The following is a 21,348-nucleotide window of genomic DNA, read 5'->3' on the forward strand; positions in this document are numbered from 1 at the left end:
GCACATCGGCACATTTTCCCCATTGGCATATTATTTTATGTCCGTAATTTTAGAAAAATCCTGATCGCCATAATCGAGGTTCTCGCCACCCATTCCCCAGATAAAGGTATAGTTATGAGTAGCAGCAGCACTGTGGATAGACCATTCAGGAGATAAAACAGCCTGATCCCCTTTCATCCAGATATGACGCGTTTCATCCACTTCACCCATAAAATGGCAGATAGCCTGATCTTCTGGGATATCGAAGTAGAAATAAGCTTCCATACGGCGGCTGTGAACGTGGGCCGGCATGGTATTCCATACACTTCCCGGTTTCAGCTCGGTCATACCCATCTGCAACTGGCAGGTAGGCAATACTTGGTTTACGATCATCTTGTTGATATTACGGTCGTTCGACATTTCGAGCGAACCCATAGCAGCCACAACGGCATCCGCTTTCGTTATTTTTTTATCCGGATAGTTACGGTGAGCCATAGTGGAGTTGAAATAAAACTTAGCCGGATTCTTTGCGTCCTTGCTTTCGAAAGTCACTTCGCGATCGCCCGAACCCAGGTAAAGCGCTTCTTTAAAATCGAGTTCGAATGTTGCATCACCGGCTTTCACAACGCCGGGGCCACCTACGCAGAAAATACCTATCTCGCGACGAGTCAGAAAATAAGGAGCCTTCAACGGATCGATCGCTTCCAGCTTCAATACTTCACCGACAGGCATAGCGCCTCCTACGATCATTCGGTCGTACATGGAATAAACCATATTCACTTCATTCGGTGCGAAAACCGTTTCGATCAGGAAATCCCGACGAATACGCTTGGTATCGTACTGCTTTGCATCTTCCGGATGCGCGGCATACCGCAATTCATAATTTGTTTTCATTCTGATTCTATTTATTTTGTTATTACTTACTTCAACGCATGATCAGCCTTTACATCACTCTCCCCGTTCCAGGCACGAAGATTCGTCCATTCGGTATAAGGGCCCGACCAAAATTCGTCTGTTGCCGGAAGCCCCAAAGGCAATAAACCTACAGCACAAAGATATACACTTCCTGTATTTATATAAGACTCCGACATATCGATTTGTTCACCGGTGAAACCGACACGCAGCCAACCGTTTGCATCGAAATTCTTCGGAGATTTCATCACATTGCGAATCACGGCAGTCATACCGCAACGAACCTGGGCCGGTTTTACCCGTTCAGGCAAGATGTGCATCAGACTGGCTTGTGCTAATGCATGGAAAGCACCGAAACGATAGACTATGGAACGGCCTACAACCGGAAAAGTCCCCTCCGGCGAAATAAAACGTTCCAGTTGCTCTGCATATCGTGTATGACGGGGCAATTGTGTTTCTGCAAAATCGGCCCCTTCGAGATTATGTTTCTTCATGATCAACAGAACATCTGTCAGCATCGGATGAATTACAAAGCTGTTATAGTAGTCCATATGGAAAGCAGGACCGTCGCCATACAAAGCATCGCCTTTATACCATTCGTCACGGAATTTCTTCACGCCGTAAGTCAGACGATCCATATCGCACTCGCCGGTAAATTCGAGCAGGGCGGCCTCAACAGTAGAAGCAAACAAAAGCCAGTTGTTTTCCCACGGTTTGATTGCACGGCTACGTTTTAGTTCAGTGATCATCCATTCTTTTGCCTGCGGGTCGAGATTATCCCACAACTGAGTTTTGGCACGCAACAAACCTTGCGCCAGAAAAGCTGCATCGACGAGCGGCTGATAAGGCTTTCCAAATACAAGATAATCAGGAGATTCCGGGTTAACAGCATTCTTCAAACCTTTCACAGCCAGTTTGATATATTTATCACGCAATTGTCCTTCCGGCGTATTGTCCGGTCCCAGCTCCAGCCAGGGAGCAATACCGCAGATCAAACGACCAACCGCTTCCAGGTGAGCAAAATCGCTTCTGTCTTTCGATAACGATTCATAAGGCATATTCTTCTTCAGCGTGTTGTTACTCAGGTTTGTCAACACCGGATCGGCAATACGGGTTAAAGTTTCCACCCAGAAAGCGCGGTCTTGTGTACCATCCTGCTGCTGTGCTTTACCAGTGAAAGAGAAACACAGGCAACACACCAAAATGGCTGTTGTTTTTAATAGATTAGTCATGGTGTATTATTTTTCAGTTAGTTTCTTCAGACGCATCAAAGCCTCTACATAATAATAATCAGCATAGCTCAACGGCACATCCACTTCGCTGTTTCCGGGTAAATGACCGGTAGAATGCATCAGGGCAAAATTACAGTTCGTTCCTTTCGCTGCCAGATATTCAGGAGAAGTAAGCGAACGAACCTGCTGTTCGGCAAAGTCCAGATAACTCTTTGCCTGATCGCTGTTATCCAGCTGGCTCAACTCAATCAGGGCAGAAGCCATAATAGCCGCAGCTGAAGCATCTCTCGGCACATTAGGAATTTCCGGAGCATCAAAATCCCAATAAGGGACCTTGTCTGCCGGCATATTCGGATGATTCATAATGAAGGCTGCCACATGTTTAGCCTGATTCAAATATTCCGGTTTACCAGTTTCACGGGCCATCATAGTAAATCCATATAATGCCCAAGCCTGACCGCGGGCCCATGCAGACTCGTCGGCATATCCCTGATGGGTTTGTTTTTTATGAGGGACACCTGTTATCGTATCGTAAGAAACCACATGATAACAGCTATAGTCATCACGAAAATGGTTGTTCATCGTTTTATCGGCATGGGAAACAGCCATCTTACGGAAACGATCGTCACCGGATGCTTTAGATGCCCAACTGAAAAATTCCAGGTTCATCATATTATCGATAATAACCGGGAACTGCCAGATCTTTTTATTGAAATCCCACGAACGGATGGCTCCTACACGATCGTCAAAGCGGGTAGCCAGTGAGTTAGCACCAGTCAGCATCACATCCTTATATTCTGGTTTACCAGTCAGGCGATAGCCATTACCATAGCTGCAATAAAGCATAAAGCCGACATCATGGCTATAAGTGATATTCTTCACTTCTTCCACACGGTCGGTATACATTTCCGCATATTTCTTTAGTTCGGGAGTCGGATTATTTTCGTACAGATACCACAATTCACCGGGGAAGAAACCACTGCACCACCAGGAATAGTCGCTTGTCTCCAGTTTTCCTTCCTTATCGATCGCTTTGGGAAGACGGCCTTCCTGGTTTTCCAGATCTTTAGCCATCAGCAAAGCCTGTTCGGTCGAAGCCTTCAGACCACGGTCAATTACGTCGGCAATAGGTTCTTGTTTTGGCTGCGAACTACAAGAAGAAAGTAACACTGTGAACGCAAACACACCACACGAGAGAAATTTGTTCATGATAAAAATAGGTTATTAAGTTTTTAAGATTGTGGCAAATATACAGGTTTATATTCTAAAATCGATAGTACCACCGAAAAAAGGTGTTAATTAGTTACCCACTATTTTCAATAATCAGTAATTGAATCAATACCTTTCACTATTTCATTTTCAAAAGCATTATAAAATCCGAATTCTGCAATTTAATGCAACTCACGAGACTGCCTAATGACAATACTTGCTGTACTTGTTTCTATGGTAAGAAACAAAGGGGTCAAATATTCATTTCCTTAATCCATAATTATTATAATTTCCATTCGAAACAATTATAGGTACAATCTCTTTTTTATAATCCCCTGTGTAGAGCAAAGCTGTTTCCCCTTTTTCAAGATAGAGACGAACTCTTCTATTATCAAGCCTTTTGTATTTAACTCCTTTCACGGTAAAAGGGGTATTAAAATTATGCTCTACAATACAAGACTCACCTGCCAGACTATGAATATTAATCCAATCAGTTGTACCATTTTTCCGTCCGGCAGAAACCAGAAAACCTCCTTCCGCACGTAACTGATAGAAGATAGCATCCCGCCAACTATCACTAACTCCAGGAAATATTCGTATTTTATTTCCCCAACTCTGAAGCAGCATATCCTGAAGCATACGGGTCAAACCTCCATACGTTTCCGAACAAGGATTCTTGCCCTCGGAATGCGTAAAATTGGCTGACAAATTAGATGTCTTCAAAGCCAACTCCAAATGTTTTAAAGCCTCTTCCCCCTTCTGCTGATATGAGTACATGGAACTTATAACCGCTTGCGTCCAGGTATTAGGGATGGAAGGACTTCCCCAATTTTCCAACGAACGCATTATGATCGAACGATTTTCCGGTTGATCGTAATTTATCAACGCATATGGATAAATTTGAAAAAGATGGCACCAATGGCGATGGCCGAGCGGTGCTTTATGATGAGCCGACGCCATATATCCATTTTCATCAGTCGGAAACGGGACCAACTTCTTTAAGACACGTTTCCATTCAGCCCGCTGCTTATCATCTATATGCAAACGATCGTCAATAGACAATAATGTCGTACATGCCCAACGAAGCGAAGACAGGTCATAATTCGTATCCGTATCATAAATAGCTTCAGGAGAATGACTTTTGGGTATATGGAGCATTCCTCTATCATCTGTGGTAACAACATTGAGTATAAAATTGGCAGCACGTTTCAAAAGAGGGAAAAAACGCTCTTCCAGATACCGGTCATCCATTGATACACGATAATGCTCCCACATGTAATACATCAGATAAATCAGGTTCGAACGTTCGGGATATTCGGCATTCGGCCACTCAAAGACCGACTCTATCTGATCCTTTCCCGTACAACGGACCAACCCCGCCGCGTTATGCCTCCATTGTTGTGGTATGCTATTGATCAAATTTTCTTCATTTGCATAAATAAAATCATGCAAAGTTGAAGCGAGTTCTATCTGATTAGAGATATGCAAAGAACTGAACAACATCTGTGTATTCAGATTAAACCATATCCCGGGCCATGTTGTCGATTTATACCAAGGCCCCATCAGGTCACACAAGGGCGCCCCTTTGCGCATCATGGAAGCCAGCCTATATTGCAATCCCCAATACAAAGACTCCATTTGGGGATGGGGTATGGAAACGAAACTTGCCGTATAATAGTTGTTCCACCAGTCGGCATGGGCTTTGCCTTCTTGCTCCATGACACGTTCGGAGGCAGAAGAATCAATCAAATCCACCGCCTTGTTTATTGCCGAATGATCCGGGTAACTATCTTGAATGGTGACCAACAAGCGTTTTCGTCCCTCCGACAATTTTACATCTTTCCATGCAGTGACATAACAACCACCGGCATCCCGGTTTTGAATGGCGACGTTCACGTTGTTTATTACTTTCATTTCGGCAGCCGGATTCAAATGACCGGAACCCTTCATGGGAAGCCGCGGAACCACAGACATTGCCGGACGAAAGATCCAATACCCATTCACATCTGCCGGAGAATCATATTCAAGGGCAATCACATCTCTATTTCTCAAAACTTTCAGATCCAGTTGCAAAAACTGCTTCTTTTTTGTACACAAATCGAAACGGACCTGCGCATTATACAAATCCAACCGTCCTGTCGCCCGGTCAATCGGATAAGTCGAGGCAAACTCAAAATATCCCACCGGAAGACGTCCGTTATCCACAATGCTGCGAGCTTCCGTATTCCGCCGTTCTACCACTTCCGTGCTTCCCACATCCAAACGCAAAGCCTCCCCTTCGGGCATATACAACATGGCACCTAATAATCCATTACCGACAAAGGGGGCATCAAAATAACTGCGCGGTGTCTTTTCCCAGACCAAATCATGGCGGGACAAAAAAACTTTCCAGTCCACCCGATTCTCCACCCCGAACAACAAAGCCGAATCGCTCCCTTTACACAAGGTGGATAAACAACAAACGAATAGAAACATAAGTATTCTTTTCTTATTCATATATCATTTTTATTTTCTTTATATACATCCGATCATATTCCCGGCGGAACTTCCGATAGGTCGTTGCAAACCTGCGGCAAGCTTTCGGGAATTCCGAAAACTTGCCGCAAGGGATACAACCAGGTTATTTATTCTGTTTCTTGTCAAAAAAATTGCCGGTTTCTTTAATTTCTTTATCTTTTGACCTCAGAAGCTGTTGTAAATGCACAACGATTTCTGGGTTCTGCTCCGACAAATCGTATTTCTCAGAAGGATCCCGTTCCAAATCGAACAACAAGGACAATTTCCCTTTGAAATAATCAGCTCCCGTTTGCGAAAATGTCTTTACATGCAATTTCCACTTACCTTCCCTCACGGCATAAAGACGGTGTCCTTGTCCGAAATAAAAATAGGGTGTATCCTCTTTTTCTTTTGCATCCGCATAACCTAAATAGGAAGCAATGTTTTTCCCATCCGTCACATGATTTTCAGGCAACCGGTATCCTCCCAGCCAAAGATTTGTTGCATATACGTCCATGGCCGTCACAAGTTCATCATTTACCTGGGGAGCGATTTGACCGGGGCAATAAGCTATGCAAGGGACACGGACACCCCCTTCCCACGTGCTGCCTTTCCCGTCGCAGAACAATCCGGCAGAACCACCTTCTTCTTTCATGATGATCCAAGGACCGTTGTCGCTGATAAACCACACAATTGTGTTCTTTTCCAGTTTTTCTTTCTTAAGCGTAGCCAATATCTCGCCTACATACCAATCTATTTCTTCCACGACATCCCCATACGCACCCCGTTTGGATTTCCCGGCAAAACGGGGACCAGGATGAAGCGGAACGTGAGGCATGGCATAGGGCAGATAGACAAAAAACTTCTCCTTCTTATTCTTCTTGATAAAAGAAATCGCTTTCTGTGTATATAACTCTGTCAACTTGGATTGGTCAGGATTCATTTCCAACGTGTCATTTCCATTAAGCAAAGCGATATCCTGCCATTTAGGCGGTATCATATCATTGCTATATGGAAAACCGACATATTCATCAAATCCGTTTTGAAGGGGCAAATACTCTCTTTTTGTGGTACCTAAATGCCATTTCCCGTACATGGCAGTTTTATATCCTTTACTTTTCAGAGCCTCTGCCTGGGTTATTTCATCGGGATGAATCCCTCGCTCGGACTTAGGCCCCAAGACCCACTCAAAACCGGAACGGGGCGGATATTTCCCGGTCATCATGGCATACCGGCTTGCCGTTGAAGCTGGCGAAGCACTGTAATAATTAGAGAAACGCGTGCCGTTTAATGCCATACGGTCCAAATTAGGAGTTTGGATGTTTGGATGGCCGGTTACCCCCAAATCGCCATAACCTAAATCATCGCAATAAATTAAAATGATATTGGGGTGCCTGCCCGTATTTTCCGTTTCTGCGGCAAGTTGCTGCAAAGGGAATAAAGAGAGGCAACATAAAATCGGAATTTGTTTTTTCTGTTGCATGTTCGATTACTTTTTTACTAATGGTATATGTATATTGAATGAACTTCCGTCTTTCTTCGGATTAACATCGTCGATAGAGCAGGCAGCAAACAGAACCTGCGGATTGTCGTTTTCGTCCAAAAGAAGTTGCGGACGTTCCAGCCGGTGCACCTCCAGTGTGTCTCCAGACAACAGTACCAATTCTTTTTTCATAAACAAAGAGTTTTCCGGTAATTTCCAATCTATGCCATCTTCCGAATACATAATGGCCAAACAAGGACCGGCCTTGGTGAAATGTCCCGTAAAATCTTTAAAGACCGCATAAAAAAGTTTATCCTTTTTGTTATACCACACATAGGGATCTTCTGCCGAAAGTTTCTGCCCATCATCCAACGACAAATCAAATACCGGGACATCCAATGGGGCAAAAGGCCCGGTCGGCGAATCTCCGACAGCAACGCCATGTACTCCCCGCCAATGAGGATCATACATATTCCCCTTGAAGTAAAGCAAGTATTTCCCATCGGAATGACGGTAAACCACCGCGGGGTTCACCACGATAATATTATCCGGTTTGGCAACGGTCCCTTCCGGAGACGGAGACACGATATTATCCGGCTTGACCCGTGTACGGGGAGACAACAGAGGGGTTTCACTTTTCACAAACTCTCCCTTTAACAAATCTCCGAACGAATCGAATTCAATCACTCCGATCTGTTGCATCTGTTGAATACGGCTTCGGCGGTCCAAATTTCCCGTCTTCGATTTAACCGGTACATCTCCCGGATCTTTACTCCCCACATAATAAAGATAGTATTTATTGCCGAAACGACGAAGATGCGGGTTCACCAAGGTTTGTGCATCCCAAGAAGAGGTATCGGGCTCATAACCGTCCCGATTCAAGAAAAAGCCTAACTGCTTAAAACCTCCATCAGGCCGGTCAGAAACAGCCAATCCCAATTTAGAGCCTAACACCCAAGCATTTCCAAAAGGATATGCACCAGCTTCTTGAGCCGAATAAACCATATAATATTTACCATCTTCTTCCGCTTTCAAAACAGATGCTCCCCATACGAAACAATCTTCAATGCCGAAAGCTGATGGCCCCTTGGCAAAGCGGCTATCTCCCTTCTTCATCAATTCGACATCCACCGGCAACGCTTCGTAACCACAAAAAGACCTTCCAGCTTGTTGGCAACTGGTCAAAACTGAAATACAGCCGATAACAGCCAATTGCATACACTTACTTATCTTCATCATATAAATTAAATTTTAGGAGCGACATACTGTTTTTCGGTATTCCCCTCACCTTGCCTCAAATCTATTTCAATCACAAAAGGATACTTTCCTTTCGTTTTTTCGTTTACATGGACAAAATATTCCTGCCTGGATATTTCCTCCGTATCCAATTTTTTCTTGCCATCCAACAAACGAGCTTCAACCAAATGGGTTCCTTTGTGCAACTTCACCCGTAAAGCACCATTCACCGATTTATTAAATACAACCATATAGACCTTTCCTGTCTTATGGTTCATTGTATAATACCCCCATTTCTGCTCCGGTAATCCGGCTCCTTCACAATTATAGATAGCCTCCCCGTTTATTTTCATCCACTTCCCGACTTCCCCGGCAATAAACCGTTCTTCTTTCCGGATAGAACCATCACCTTTAGGACCGAAATTCAACATAAAATTACCACTCAACGAAGTGCAAGCCGCAACCATCTCAAGAACTTCATACGGGGTCTTTACATGTCCGCGCCAGTCGGAATGATACCCCCATTGGTTTTCCGGAACAGTCATCACACACTCCCAATCATTTTCCAACGGCTTCTCAGGCAACTTCCTTTCCCATCCCTGTTCGTAATCACCCATCATTTTCTTATTGGCATCAAAATGGCGTGCCCCGGTTTCATCTGCCCGTAAACGGCTCCCGGAAATAATATAAGGATTGATGGATTGCATCTTTTTTTCCAAATCCCAGGTATATTTTCCACGTTTTACAACCGACTTATCCCAGGTTCCGTCATACCAAAATCCGATAACCGACGGATAACGGAGCATAAGTTCTTCTATCTGTAATGTCATCCAATTCCAATAACGATCGAAAGCGATGCTGTCCTGTTCAGTTTTGATATCATACCGCCAGTCAGGATGATGCCAATCCAAAACTGAATAATAGAAAACGACATCGATGCCTTCGGCGTTATAAGCATCTACGAATTCTTTCAACAGGTCTTTCTTGTAAGGCGTGTTTTCAATATCGAAATCGGTGTATTTGCTTGGCCACAAACAAAAACCATCATGAAACTTGGTTGTGATCAGTGCATATTTAGTACCCATCTGCTTTGCCGTCCGGGCCCATTCTTTTGCATCAAACCGCTGTGGATTAAAATTTGCCCGCAATAAATCATAGGCTTCATTACTTATTTTAGCGCTGGATTTTATCCATTCAGCCGCACCTCCGTAATATTTTCCGTTCCAATGTCCTCCCGGAACCGAAAACAACCCGAAAGTCACAAATTGTCCGAAACGATTATCACGCCACTTCTGCATGGCCGAGTCGTTACGTTTACCTTCACGTTGTGCACCATATTTTAATGGCACTTGTGCAAACAACAAATTAGAGAACAACAACAATCCTGCAATTAGAATCAGTTTATTTGATTTGCTTTCCATTTTATAATTCAATTACTATTTACGACTATAATAAAATATATACATATAAGCACACAAAGGTACGAACATGGCATAAGCGACATTACTTATCTCCATGATAAATCCCATTAAAGGAGTAAGAAGTGCCCCTCCTAAAATAGCCATCACCAAAATCGATCCGCCAATCTTGGTATGCTCTCCCAACCCTTTGACACTGACAGAAAATAGGGTCGGATACATCACTGACATAAAGAAGCTAGTCAATAACAAGCACCACATCCCGAAAACATCCGCAAATACGATACAAATTCCCACGAGTATGATATTTGCAAAACTATATATTTTCATCAACAAAACCGGAGAAATCCGTTTCATAAACCAAGTTGCAGACAAACGCCCTAAAGCAAAAGCTACTAATGTACCAGACAGCATATAACCCGCCTTTTTTTCATCTACGCCAACGTATTCCTGCACATAAAAAATAAAATAGCTCCATGTTCCGACCTGAGCTCCCACATACAAAAATAAGGCTAACACACCTTTCATAAATGTTCTGTCCTTTATTAAAAAAGAGACAGAATGCTTAATCTGTATTTTATGCTTAACCTCTTCCTTCTTTTTCAACGGGAAATGAATCCTGGATGCTAAAAGCGCCCATAAACAAGCGAGTGCAGCCAAACACAAATACGGTCTGACAACCCGCAAAGTTTCCTCCTGCAAATAATCGGCATATACACCCGTATTTTTCATGTCTTCAATCATGGTTTGATCCAGATCTGTACCGGAAAAGACAAATACTGTCCCTATAAGTACTCCCAGAATAGAACCGATTGGATTAAACGCTTGCGAAAGATTCAAACGCCTTTCCGCAGTCTGTTCATCTCCCAGTTTCACGATAAACGGATTGGCTCCCGTCTCCAAAAACGTCAGTCCAGAAGCAATAATAAACAAACTGAATAAAAAAAACGAATAAGAACCTAACAAGGCGGCCGGCCAAAACAGCAAACACCCCAAGGCAAATAATAAAAGTCCACTTATCAAACCGGCCTTATAACTATACCTTCTCATTACCATGGCAGATGGCAATGCAAAAACAAAATAACCTATATAAAATACGGATTGTACCAAGCTTGCCTGGAAAATAGACAATTCAAACGATTTCATAAACTGCTTGATCAATATTCCATTCAAATTATTAGGAATTCCCCATAGAAAGAAGAGGAATGTAACCCATATAAATGTGGATTTATAAAAAGGATTGACCAAAGTATACCGTGTTTTCATTTTACTTTTTATTTAAGCCTGAGGCTGTTACTTGTTTTATCGAAAAAGCCGATCGCTTCGCCTCTAATAATAATTCTTCCATTTCTCCTCTCGATAATAATTCCGTCTCCTTCAAACTCCATCGAACTCCCAAACGATTGTATTTATCATTACACAAATTATTAAACGCACAAAGCTCCCATTTATCTACATCTTCCGACAAGTAGGCATTGATAAATGTTCCGATGGCAGTAATGTTTTCCAAAGAAACCGTCATCCCGCGTATTAAAGGAGTACGGATCCAAATCCGGGCCGGCAACTTGTTGTAATGAATATAATCGGCCATACGAAGTATGTTCTCATGGATCATCCGATTGTCTGCTCCGGTAAATTCAATATGTTTGGCATCATCCATCTCTTTCAGGTCATACAATATCAAATCCATATAAGGCAATAATTGTTTGTAACTTTCCCAAGGAGCCAACCCGCATGTATCCAAGGCCAAATGAATATTCCTATTCTTTAACCGTCGTGACAATTGAACGATAAACTCCGATTGAAGAACAGGTTCACCACCGGAAAAAGTAACTCCTCCGGACATCGATCGAATCAATTTTTCGTCTTTCAGTATCAGTTCCTCCAACGCCTCCAACGAATACGTTTTTCCAATAACCTTTAAAGCCTGGGATGGACATTGCTGCGCACAAACAAAACATTGAACACATTGTTCCTTATCAACCAAATAATCCCGTTTTCCGGAAAAATCAATGGCTCCACTACTACAATGATCTTTACATGTACGGCATCCGATACAAAGACGACGATCCCACTCTAACTCCGGTACCTTCCGGATTGTCTCTGGATTATGACACCACCTGCATTTTAGAGAACAACCTTTAAAAAATAAGGTTGTTCTCAATCCAGGCCCGTCATGCGAAGAAAGGGATGCCACATGGGTTATCAAAGCCTCACACGACTTATTGAAAATCATATATTCTGGTAATTAACACGTTTAATGAACTCTTCCTGAAACTGCCGGTCCATGAAAACAAAATGAGCAGAATATCCGGTTACTTTCACAACAATCCCTTTATATTCTTCCTTATCCGGATGGTGCATGGCATCTTCCAATGTAGCCAAATCTACCACATTCAAATTGATCTGCACACCTCCCCGATCAAAGATATGATTGGCAAAAGCACTTACAAACTTTCCTCTCGGTTGCCCTTCCGGGAAAAAGCTCGGATGTAATTCGATCTGGAAAGATCCGCCTTGATATTCTGCATAATTGAGTTTGGTAAACGAACGCATAGTAGGTAGTATGCCCCCTTTATTCCTGCCATGCATCGGGTTCATACCATGCGCCAAAGGTTCTTCGGCCTTCCTCCCGTCGGGTGTCGCCCCCAGCATAGGACCAGCATAAGTGTGTCCCATGAACTGGAACAACGACGGACGGAAATGGAATCCTTTTATATTATGCTTTTCCTCCAACATGCTGCGTATCATGGTACATACTTCCACTGTAAAATTATCTACCGCGTCGATATCGTTACCGAATTTAGGCTGATTCAAAAATTCCTGACGCATGACCTCGTTATCCGCCCAATTATTCTTAAGCGCAGCGTCCAATTCTTCCAAACTGTATTTCTTCTGCTTGAAGACCAATTCACGAATGCCGAAAAGGCTATCACACAAGTTAGGAACTCCCAATACATTGACTGACGTATAGTTATTGGCGACTGCCCGTACATCGGTAACATCCCTGCCATTCTCTATAGGACCATGCATACACAAAGAGGTTACGATTTCCGGCCACACTTTGGGTTGCCATTTGTAGGTGTTATTCTTAAAATCAACCAACACGTCCATAGTCCGGTCCAGTTCTTTCCGAAAACAAGCCATAAAATCATCCCACTCGAGAGTATCCTTATCCTTTGCATATTCTATGACCCTGAACATAGGTTGAAGAGGAACCAGTGAATTGGTATCCTGGTCACAATATTCTTTCCCTATCGAACAATACCATTGACATCCAGAATAAGCGATGTTCCATGCATCTTCTTCCTTATAGCCGGAACGCAGTTCACTAGCCCGTAATACATCATAATTAACCAGGGTCGGAGCACCACAACCATGCCTGCCGACAACATCACAGGCATATTCCCAAAATGCAGGGTCTATATCACTATGCCACATGACTCCCAATTGGTTATAACCACCCAGCATATCATAAGCTTCTACCCCGATCCAACTTAATTCATTCGTTGCATCTTTCAAGGACTGGTCTCTTCCTCCGAAAGAATAATAATTACCTCCGTATTTCAAATATAACTCAGCAATATATTCCCGGGCCATCTCTTTAGTCAAAATACCTTTCCGGACATCCTCCCGATAAAAATTAATCAATAGCTGATCCATTCGTCCATAGCCATTACCATGACCGATGATACGTTCGGCTATCTGATAAAAGTTCATCCATTGAAGAGCTTCCAGGAAAGTTGTCGGAGGATTATCAACCAGATTAAAACAATTACCTGCTATTGTTGCATACATCGTTTTAAGTTCCGGATCACTTTCATGTTCAGCCAGTTCTTTTGCTTTTACGGCATATCGTTGTACATAACGGATGATCGACTCGCAAACCAATTCGGCTGCACACAAATACTCATAGCTTTTCCGGTTATCAAACACCTTGTATTGTTCTTTATAACGGCGTATTTTCTTCAACAAACCGCTCCAGCCCAGTTTCAACCCAATAGATAAGTCCGGACATGTATGAGCCAAACTCATCCCTCCGGCTCCTAGTTTACGAGCTTTGAAACCCAAATCTTGATTTTCCTGCGGATATTTAAAATAACGGGCTTCGTCCAGTTGCCAGTAAAATTCACCGGTGATCAGTTCTCCCAGATGAATCACTACCGAGCTATGATCCAAAAAGAAAGCATAATCTTCCGCAAAATTGACCGGATCGTAAGAGAAGCCGGACACCTTCGAAGGCATTTGTTTAACAAAGGGATAAGGCTCCCCGTTGTCTATACGGCAATTATGGTCTCCCAAGTTGATGCGTTCATTCGCATCAGCCGCCGTTTCACCCGTAGCCGGACTAAATGCCGCCGCTTTCCCGGACCAATGGTACACCAAAAACTCCGGATTATCGACATAAATGTCCCGTTTATGATTTTGCGCCAATTCTTTGTTCCGTTTGTGCAAACGTTCGATACGTTCGCTTTTTGTAAATGAGGTTGTGTTTTCCATATTTGATACATTTTTAATATAGAGGCAAAAATAACGTCCACAATTATTTCCACACTGTATAAAAAAAACATATCGTTGTATAATCTTATTCTATACACAAAGTAACATTCAAAAAAAACAATCTATATATCCTGCTGCAATCTAAACAGCTGTCCGTTATCCAACACGCCTTCAGCTACCACAGAAAAAGAATCTCCACTATCCGAAGTATAAAATTCAACAAAAGCCTTTCCTTCTTTGTCCGTTTGTACTTTCGGACACCAATGCAAAGTAGTCCGCAAATCAAGTTCTAACCGATTGCGGTCTTCTTCCGTTTCGTAGGCCGGTGAGTAAAAACGAACCTCGGGACGGTATCCCCTCAACTGAACTTTCAAGCGGTTCTTCTGACCATATTCATACGGCTCGGAAAAGCCTCTTTTCGTGGTTATGGCAATTAAGACATTTCCTTTGGCCGTAGGATTAAAACCAACGGTCTCAGGTCCTCTCAATACATCCACCTGCGCAATGTTCTCCAAAGAAAAGTTTCGTAATATTGTCTCACGGTCGGATTTATTCTCTATAGAAACACCATCGAATAAAAAATAACATTCTCTCTCGTCATTTGGAGCTACTCCTGGGAATCTTGATTGAAGCAACGTGTATAAATCCTGTGTCGGACTTTGACGGATTTCTTCTTCCACAATACTTTTGGTACTCATAGACTGTTGATAAGGCGTTTTATATTCCTTCTTTTTACGAGCGGAAATGGTTACTTCATCCAACAAAATAGTGCGAATACTGTCTTGAGAACCTAAATAACGACTTGTTTTTTCTTCGTATGCAGCAAGCCTTTCTTTATTTTCTGGTGTTTCCGGCAATATCGGCATAAGCACCTGTGTTGCTGAAGGATACCCCTCTATATCAACCTCCAACAAAATATTTTCTTTGCCTTTCTCCGAAACGGCATAGACATGATAAGAGGTAGTGTCAGGAAATTCAAATCCTTTTAATGAAAAACAACCGGCACTATCCGTAACGACCGTCTCCAACATCTTCACGCCAGGTGACCAGATACGTACAGAAGCATTTTCTATCGGTTTGCGACGCACCAATGTCTTCACCGAACCGGACAAACACATTGATTGCTCCGGTTGTATGGTCGGTCGGGTATATGCTCCGCAAAAAACCTTCGCCATATCGTATCGCCGCCATCCTTGCGTCAGCATCAATACATCCAATGCATGTCGCGTTTTTCTTTCCTCATCCTTGAAATACCAAGCCGGATCCTCAATGTATCCCCGCAAATCGGAAGCCAACAATAAAGAAGAAAGGATTGTAATCGTCGAATCGACCCGGACATCCCGTTTATCGGTCACTGCCAATGAGAAATTGCCGGAAACAGGATTGCCTTTGCAATCTTTCAACGTAAAGGCCAAGCACACCTTCTCCCGAAAAGAATAAACAGATTTATCCGGTTCAACGGTAAGCGAAGCCTGATCGGCTTTGCGGATAAAAGCCAAACGCTCACTGATGATCCGTCCCTGCGAATCGGCCAACAGCCAATGAACCGTTCCGGAAGAAAACAACTGCTTATCAAAAGAATAATGTTCATTCTGTGTAGCCGATACCCATTCCGAATAGAGCGGACGGCCTCGTTGATGGGCAAACAATAGAAGCGAATCTGCAACCGCCATTTCCTCAGAATGCAGAATCGAAACAAAGACTTTCCCTATCGACTCTTCCACTTTCAACGAATAAGCGTTCTCTTCCGCCACTGGAAGTTCCACCACTTGTGTTACCCCTTGGGTATTCCGGCAATGCGCTTTATACTTTTCTCCTTTTTCTCCTCTCCAGGTAAAAACCCCCATCCCCCGGTGCGTACTGCGAAAAGATTGCAACGTATCTTTTTTCTCATCAAGGATCCAGCCGGTGATATCTTCTCCAATCCCTTTACTATTTAAAGCCTTAAAAGCAATACGGCAGGGAGTCCCGGCCAATAGTCGGCCACCTTCCGGCAAAAAGTCAACCTGATAATCTGTCTTCTCGCGGGGAGCATAAACAGGTCCTTCATCTGTTTTCCAGGAAAGAGGAAAGATCCGGATCGGTTTCCGGAAGAAATACTCTTTACCTCCATTTTCCATATAGCGGGTATAAGCCCTCAATATATATTGTCCCTCCGGCAAAGAGACATCCAATGGTATATTTCCTGCATAAATACTGTCTTCCTCCATCCGGAAACAGGTCCGTGAGACAACCGTTTCCAACGAATCGATCAACTCCGTATAGATATAGCGGCTGGCAAACGATGGTTCGTTCGTCACCCCATCGACCGGAAATGCCCGAAACCAAATGGCCTCCCCTCCGACATATACGGATTTATCGGTTTGCAGATGTAACTTTTCGTAAGGGGATAGATTTGCTTGTTGTTGGGTACGGATCAATAAAGTATCAGAAATTGTTATTTGCCCAGAGGACGTAAAAACAACTCCACTCAATAAAAAAGACAATAGACCTTTCACTGATGAATATTTTTCTATCATACTTATTCTTTTTTAGCAATCTCTGTAAAAGCAACTATTCAACGAACAATCTCTTTGGTAAATCAATCATTTACTACAGACCAAACTATCCAATGAAAGTTACTCATAAAAATGATTCTCTCTTCAAACAATAAAATCAATACGACTTCTTATTCGACACTAGGTTGTCTTTATTATTATTAGATAACGGATCAGGAAAAGGATACAATCCTTCACCTTCATAGGCCACTTCTAAATACGCCTTCTCATTTTTTAAATCAATATCTCCTTTTATAGAAATATATTCAACACGATCAGACCCTGCATGATTATACTCATAACGTACATTTACATACATGACAACCGATATACCATTTTCAGAATAAGCATAACATTTTTGATAAGGAGTTATCATGCTATATCTATAAAGCCAAGGATATGAACCTGATTCATAAACATCTGCACCTGCCCACTCTATAGAATTATTCGAATTCCAAGCCCAAGAGATATCTACATCAAAATCTATGTCATTATAAGACTAGGGAAACGTAATAGTATAAGATTCTGAATTATAAACGCTAGAAGTATGCTTAAACCGTTCTAATAACTATTTCGAAATGAAATAATCTTAACTTGAGACTTTGATGTAAATTTAGGCTTCAACGATAACTTATAAATTTTTTTTCATATTTAGCAATCTCCTCTTCTGTTAGAGGAGTCGTCCATGTTCCTTCAGCCTTGCTTGTTATTACATCAAAGCCATTACTACGAGCTATATTCTCAATTATTTCTATATTTTTCTGATCTTGCGAAATAAGCAAAGATTCTTCTTTTTCACAACTTACAAAAAAAAGACAAGTAACAATAAATATAAAAAATGATTTCATGGATACATGTTTTAATAGTAAAACATGGTATAACAAAAACATTCAATAAACTGTGGAGGTACATTAAATCCTCCACAGTTCATCACTTTACAATCAATCAGTTACAACAACTGTACCCGTACCTCATACAGGCGTTGGCGTTTTCCTTTGCCGGGACGATTGTTTTCGTTCTCGACAATGTAACGATGCGGGACACTGTAATCAGCGGGTTTTCCCAATTCGGGAGCATCACCGACCCGCTTGATATAACAAGCGACTTCATCTTTCATATATAAACCGATGATCAATCGTTTGATATCGACCGGCAGTTTTATCTCCTGGGCTTTGCCATCTGTCGGGTTCACCAGTACCGGTTTAACGGGAGCATTGGTAAATGTCGACTCTACGAATAAATGCCCCTTGTTAGGTGTTTTGTAATTAGCCGTATCCGAAGCAAAGATATGCACTACGTATACCGAATCTTCGGGAGCACCGGATTCGTAAACCGCTTCTACCGTGTTTTTCACAAACATACTTTCACCCGGAGCTACTGATTTCCCCATAATTGTCACAGGAGAAGAAGTCGTATTTTTATAATTGACCCCATTCTGAAAGTTTTTACCTACCGCACTCTCCAAAAGCATTTCAACGTATTTATCCCAGTTTACCTGATATACATTATCTTTGAATACTTCACGGGCAGTCACATCGGCCACTTTCGATTCATCCAAGCCTACCTCTTCCTGTATACTCACCGGAACTTCCTCGAGTTCAATTCCTTTTGTACACGAAGCCATCACACCGGCACATAATGCAAATGATATTATTTTATTTATTGCTTTCATATTCTAATTCAAAATTAAATTACTATCAAACTCTTTACCATCCTGGATTCTGAACAAACCCACGATAGCTTTCAAGCAGTGATTTAGAGAAGGGGAATGTATAATACTTCGCATCATCAAACACTTTCATGTGCAGTTCATACTCAAAGCGACGTGTTTCGATACGAGGTACAAAATAACCTTCTTTACCCAGAGCTACCGGATACCCTTTTTTACCCAATTGATCGATTTCAATACCTTTGCGGAAAATCATCATTGCCTTAGGACCACGGTTAATCTCCTCTATTACTGTATTTCCTTCCGCTTCATTCCAGCGAAGCAAATCAAAATAACGCTGCCCCGGCACTTCATAAGCAAATTCCACACGGCGCTGCAACTTGTATTCCTCCCATAAATCATGTCCGGACACCTTCGGATCGAAATTGTCTAATCCCGCACGGTTACGAATCTGATTAATGGCATCTTGTGCCTCTGATGTCTTATTTAACTTAATAGCCGCTTCCGCATAATTAAGCAAGACCTCGGCATAACGAAGCATGAAATAACAGGTCTTACGTTGAACTTCTTTATCCAAAGCTCCGGTTGATGTATTCTTGAATTGTAAGAACTTCCGAGGGTAATAGCCTGTGATCGTTTTACTGGAAGCATGCCGTCCTGTAGGAGCTGCAAGTAACGTAGTCACAGAGAAACCATTATGTAATGCTCCGAATTTTTCCTTATCAGGTGTATCATCAATCCAAGTGCGTACTACATTCCCTCCATAGAAACAACTATCGTACATAATAGTCGCATAAAAACGAGCATCACGATCTTCATACATGACACGATAGTTTTCTCCCGAACCTTTAAACATTCCCGTTTGAGGATCAACCGAGCCATTCATACCTTCGCGAACTTGCTTTGTTTCCCACCATTTTTTCCATTTTCCATCAGCTTTATCCTTCTGATAATAGCAATCCACCAAATCCTGAGTAGGAAAAGCCGATCCCATAACATTCCATTCCTCAGCACTTTCCCGTTCATAATAATACCCGTGAGGTCCATTCCATTTGGAAGGATTAAAACCACTACGTTTCTTATCATCAAACATCACCGGCCATATCGCTTCCGGAGAAGCATTGCCGGCATCTGTATTAAAAAGATTGGCATAGCTTTCATCCAATGAATATTTCCCTAACACCTTTCCAGCAGCAGCAAAAGCTATTTGGTAATAATGATCCGATGTATTCGTAAAACGGAACAAAGCCTTCGATTCGTCACTTCCCGCCAATTTATCATACAAACCTTTACTGCTGGCATCAGCAGCACAAGCCGCGTACAAAGCGACACGGGACTTCACTACTTGTGCCGCATTTACTCCAACTTTTCCTAATTCCGGTGTAGTCCCGGATTTTTCAAAATAAGAAATAGCCTTGTCCAGATCTGACAAAATAAAATCGAACAACTCCTGTCTTGTAGCTCGAGGAATCATTGTTTCATCCATTACTCCCAACACTTTATCAACAATAGGAACTGTTCCCCAATATTGTTCCATTTCAAAATAAAGCCATGCTCTGAAAAAATAACATTCTCCCAGCATTTGATTCAAGTTTGCTTCATCTACACTTGGAACATTGGGTAACCTTTCGATTCCAATATTCACGGCTCGGATATTCTTGTACTGCCCATCCCAAGGAGCAGTACCTGGGGGGGTCAACTCGTCATAAGCTCGCTGATATATTTTTGTCTGACGAAAATTTGTATGATCAGGATCATCATTTCCTATGGAATTATCCGACCATTGTTCCGATGTAAAATATTCGGTAGCCGAAACCGGAGCCCATAAATAATAAAGATCTACATAGGAACGCGCCAACTCTTTATTTTCCCAAAAACGATCTTCTTCCACTTTATCCACAGGCTCCAATCCGAGGGGATCGCAAGCCATTAATAAACTTGAAACCAATACCGCCAATGACATTTTTCGTATCGCGCGAAAACATTTCTCTATATGCATATACTGCTTTTTATTTATTTTGTTTTGTATTTCCATCTCTTTCATTTTATTTCAAGGTTATCATTTATAGCGTAAGAGTCAACCCGAAAGTATACGAACGTTGTACCGGATAGCTTCCCAAATAACGTCCGGCATTGGTCAGGAATTCGGGATCAACCAAACCTTTTAGGGGATAGTTCTTATTGGTAAATGTAAATGCATTCGTAACTACGAAATTCAACTCCAATCCCTTGATCAAATCGACATTTTTCAGTACATATTTCTTCATGTCATACCGCAAGTCGATATTTTTTATTTTCAGGTAAGTTGCATCAATAATCCAACGGTCGACTGAATTATTCCCAAACGACTTATTTTCCGGAGCAGGCATCGGCACAATCGCATCGGTATTATTCTTTTCCGGTGAATAAGCAACTTCATTAGAGTCGATAAACTTTCCGTAATTAACAAGGAAACCACCATAGCTGCCACGGAAAAAGTTAGGCATTGTCCCCTTAATCTGTGTAGCCCCCTGCAAGAAAGCGCCTAAAGAGAAACCTTTGTAAGAAACACCTAAATTAATACCGTATTGGGTAAGCGGAGTTCTACCCGGTTCATTCTGATAGATATAATCACCACTTCCTACACGTCCATCACCGTTTATATCCTGGAGTATGAAAGTACCGGGAGTCATATTAC

Annotated in this window: 15 protein-coding genes and 1 pseudogene; all 16 read right to left on the bottom strand. The window is 42.3% G+C overall.

From position 1 onward, the window contains the following. Positions 1–30 precede the first annotated feature (30 nt). The gene (kduI, locus tag QZ076_RS06050) at positions 31–873 is read right to left on the bottom strand and encodes a 5-dehydro-4-deoxy-D-glucuronate isomerase (protein WP_293711209.1); all 843 of its coding nucleotides are present in this window, start codon (positions 871–873) and stop codon (positions 31–33) included. Positions 874–899: 26 nt separating this feature from the next. Then, positions 900–2,123: a DUF2264 domain-containing protein gene (locus QZ076_RS06055; RefSeq protein ID WP_293711211.1), complete on the bottom strand. Its 1,224-nt coding sequence runs from the start codon at positions 2,121–2,123 to the stop codon at positions 900–902. A 6-nt stretch (positions 2,124–2,129) separates the two neighbouring features. Beyond that, positions 2,130–3,332, bottom strand: a complete 1,203-nt coding sequence (locus tag QZ076_RS06060) for a glycoside hydrolase family 88 protein (RefSeq protein WP_293711213.1) — start codon at positions 3,330–3,332, stop codon at positions 2,130–2,132. Positions 3,333–3,593: 261 nt separating this feature from the next. Continuing rightward, a complete protein-coding gene (locus QZ076_RS06065) occupies positions 3,594–5,828 on the bottom strand; it encodes a glycoside hydrolase family 95-like protein (protein WP_293711215.1) in 2,235 nt (744 codons plus the stop codon). Positions 5,829–5,952: 124 nt separating this feature from the next. After that, the gene (locus QZ076_RS06070) at positions 5,953–7,311 is read right to left on the bottom strand and encodes a sulfatase (protein WP_293711217.1); all 1,359 of its coding nucleotides are present in this window, start codon (positions 7,309–7,311) and stop codon (positions 5,953–5,955) included. Positions 7,312–7,317: 6 nt separating this feature from the next. Beyond that, positions 7,318–8,550, bottom strand: a complete 1,233-nt coding sequence (locus tag QZ076_RS06075) for a glycoside hydrolase family protein (protein WP_293711219.1) — start codon at positions 8,548–8,550, stop codon at positions 7,318–7,320. 5 nt (positions 8,551–8,555) lie between these two features. Then, entirely contained in the window at positions 8,556–9,968 is a 1,413-nt protein-coding gene (locus QZ076_RS06080) for an alpha-L-fucosidase (protein ID WP_293711220.1), read from the bottom strand. Positions 9,969–9,983: 15 nt separating this feature from the next. Continuing rightward, on the bottom strand, positions 9,984–11,231 hold the full coding sequence (fucP, locus tag QZ076_RS06085) for an L-fucose:H+ symporter permease (protein WP_293711221.1): 1,248 nt from the start codon (positions 11,229–11,231) through the stop codon (positions 9,984–9,986). Between the two features lies 1 nt (position 11,232). Next, on the bottom strand, positions 11,233–12,201 hold the full coding sequence (locus tag QZ076_RS06090; RefSeq protein WP_293711222.1) for a glycyl-radical enzyme activating protein: 969 nt from the start codon (positions 12,199–12,201) through the stop codon (positions 11,233–11,235). Then, positions 12,198–14,465 carry a pyruvate formate lyase family protein gene (locus QZ076_RS06095; protein ID WP_293711224.1) on the bottom strand — a complete coding sequence of 756 codons (2,268 nt, stop codon included), beginning with the start codon at positions 14,463–14,465 and terminating at the stop codon, positions 12,198–12,200. Before QZ076_RS06095 ends, QZ076_RS06090 begins: the two co-directional genes overlap by 4 nt. Before the next feature lie 122 nt (positions 14,466–14,587). After that, positions 14,588–16,984, bottom strand: a complete 2,397-nt coding sequence (locus QZ076_RS06100; protein ID WP_293711226.1) for a Plug domain-containing protein — start codon at positions 16,982–16,984, stop codon at positions 14,588–14,590. A gap of 136 nt (positions 16,985–17,120) precedes the next feature. Further along, positions 17,121–17,378, bottom strand: a complete 258-nt coding sequence (locus tag QZ076_RS06105) for a hypothetical protein (protein WP_293711228.1) — start codon at positions 17,376–17,378, stop codon at positions 17,121–17,123. Between the two features lie 244 nt (positions 17,379–17,622). Then, positions 17,623–17,850, bottom strand: a complete 228-nt coding sequence (locus tag QZ076_RS06110; protein WP_293711230.1) for a hypothetical protein — start codon at positions 17,848–17,850, stop codon at positions 17,623–17,625. Between the two features lie 101 nt (positions 17,851–17,951). Continuing rightward, positions 17,952–18,674, bottom strand: coding sequence for a hypothetical protein (locus QZ076_RS06115; RefSeq protein WP_293711232.1), 723 nt, complete (start codon positions 18,672–18,674; stop codon positions 17,952–17,954). 34 nt (positions 18,675–18,708) lie between these two features. Then, a complete protein-coding gene (locus QZ076_RS06120; protein ID WP_293711235.1) occupies positions 18,709–20,706 on the bottom strand; it encodes a RagB/SusD family nutrient uptake outer membrane protein in 1,998 nt (665 codons plus the stop codon). A gap of 28 nt (positions 20,707–20,734) precedes the next feature. Further along, positions 20,735–21,348 (bottom strand): annotated as a pseudogene (locus QZ076_RS06125) (SusC/RagA family TonB-linked outer membrane protein); the annotation flags it as partial.

This window comes from uncultured Parabacteroides sp. (assembly GCF_905196875.1).
Classification (GTDB): Bacteria; Bacteroidota; Bacteroidia; order Bacteroidales; family Tannerellaceae; genus Parabacteroides.

What these genes read in the sequence shown, in the direction of transcription:
- kduI (WP_293711209.1), bottom strand. Translation starts at nt 873, where the DNA reads ATGAAAACAAATTATGAATTGCGGTATGCCGCGCATCCGGAAGATGCA.
- QZ076_RS06055 (WP_293711211.1), bottom strand. Translation starts at nt 2,123, where the DNA reads ATGACTAATCTATTAAAAACAACAGCCATTTTGGTGTGTTGCCTGTGT.
- QZ076_RS06060 (WP_293711213.1), bottom strand. Translation starts at nt 3,332, where the DNA reads ATGAACAAATTTCTCTCGTGTGGTGTGTTTGCGTTCACAGTGTTACTT.
- QZ076_RS06065 (WP_293711215.1), bottom strand. Translation starts at nt 5,828, where the DNA reads ATGAATAAGAAAAGAATACTTATGTTTCTATTCGTTTGTTGTTTATCC.
- QZ076_RS06070 (WP_293711217.1), bottom strand. Translation starts at nt 7,311, where the DNA reads ATGCAACAGAAAAAACAAATTCCGATTTTATGTTGCCTCTCTTTATTC.
- QZ076_RS06075 (WP_293711219.1), bottom strand. Translation starts at nt 8,550, where the DNA reads ATGATGAAGATAAGTAAGTGTATGCAATTGGCTGTTATCGGCTGTATT.
- QZ076_RS06080 (WP_293711220.1), bottom strand. Translation starts at nt 9,968, where the DNA reads ATGGAAAGCAAATCAAATAAACTGATTCTAATTGCAGGATTGTTGTTG.
- fucP (WP_293711221.1), bottom strand. Translation starts at nt 11,231, where the DNA reads ATGAAAACACGGTATACTTTGGTCAATCCTTTTTATAAATCCACATTT.
- QZ076_RS06090 (WP_293711222.1), bottom strand. Translation starts at nt 12,201, where the DNA reads ATGATTTTCAATAAGTCGTGTGAGGCTTTGATAACCCATGTGGCATCC.
- QZ076_RS06095 (WP_293711224.1), bottom strand. Translation starts at nt 14,465, where the DNA reads ATGGAAAACACAACCTCATTTACAAAAAGCGAACGTATCGAACGTTTG.
- QZ076_RS06100 (WP_293711226.1), bottom strand. Translation starts at nt 16,984, where the DNA reads ATGATAGAAAAATATTCATCAGTGAAAGGTCTATTGTCTTTTTTATTG.
- QZ076_RS06105 (WP_293711228.1), bottom strand. Translation starts at nt 17,378, where the DNA reads ATGATAACTCCTTATCAAAAATGTTATGCTTATTCTGAAAATGGTATA.
- QZ076_RS06110 (WP_293711230.1), bottom strand. Translation starts at nt 17,850, where the DNA reads ATGAAATCATTTTTTATATTTATTGTTACTTGTCTTTTTTTTGTAAGT.
- QZ076_RS06115 (WP_293711232.1), bottom strand. Translation starts at nt 18,674, where the DNA reads ATGAAAGCAATAAATAAAATAATATCATTTGCATTATGTGCCGGTGTG.
- QZ076_RS06120 (WP_293711235.1), bottom strand. Translation starts at nt 20,706, where the DNA reads ATGGAAATACAAAACAAAATAAATAAAAAGCAGTATATGCATATAGAG.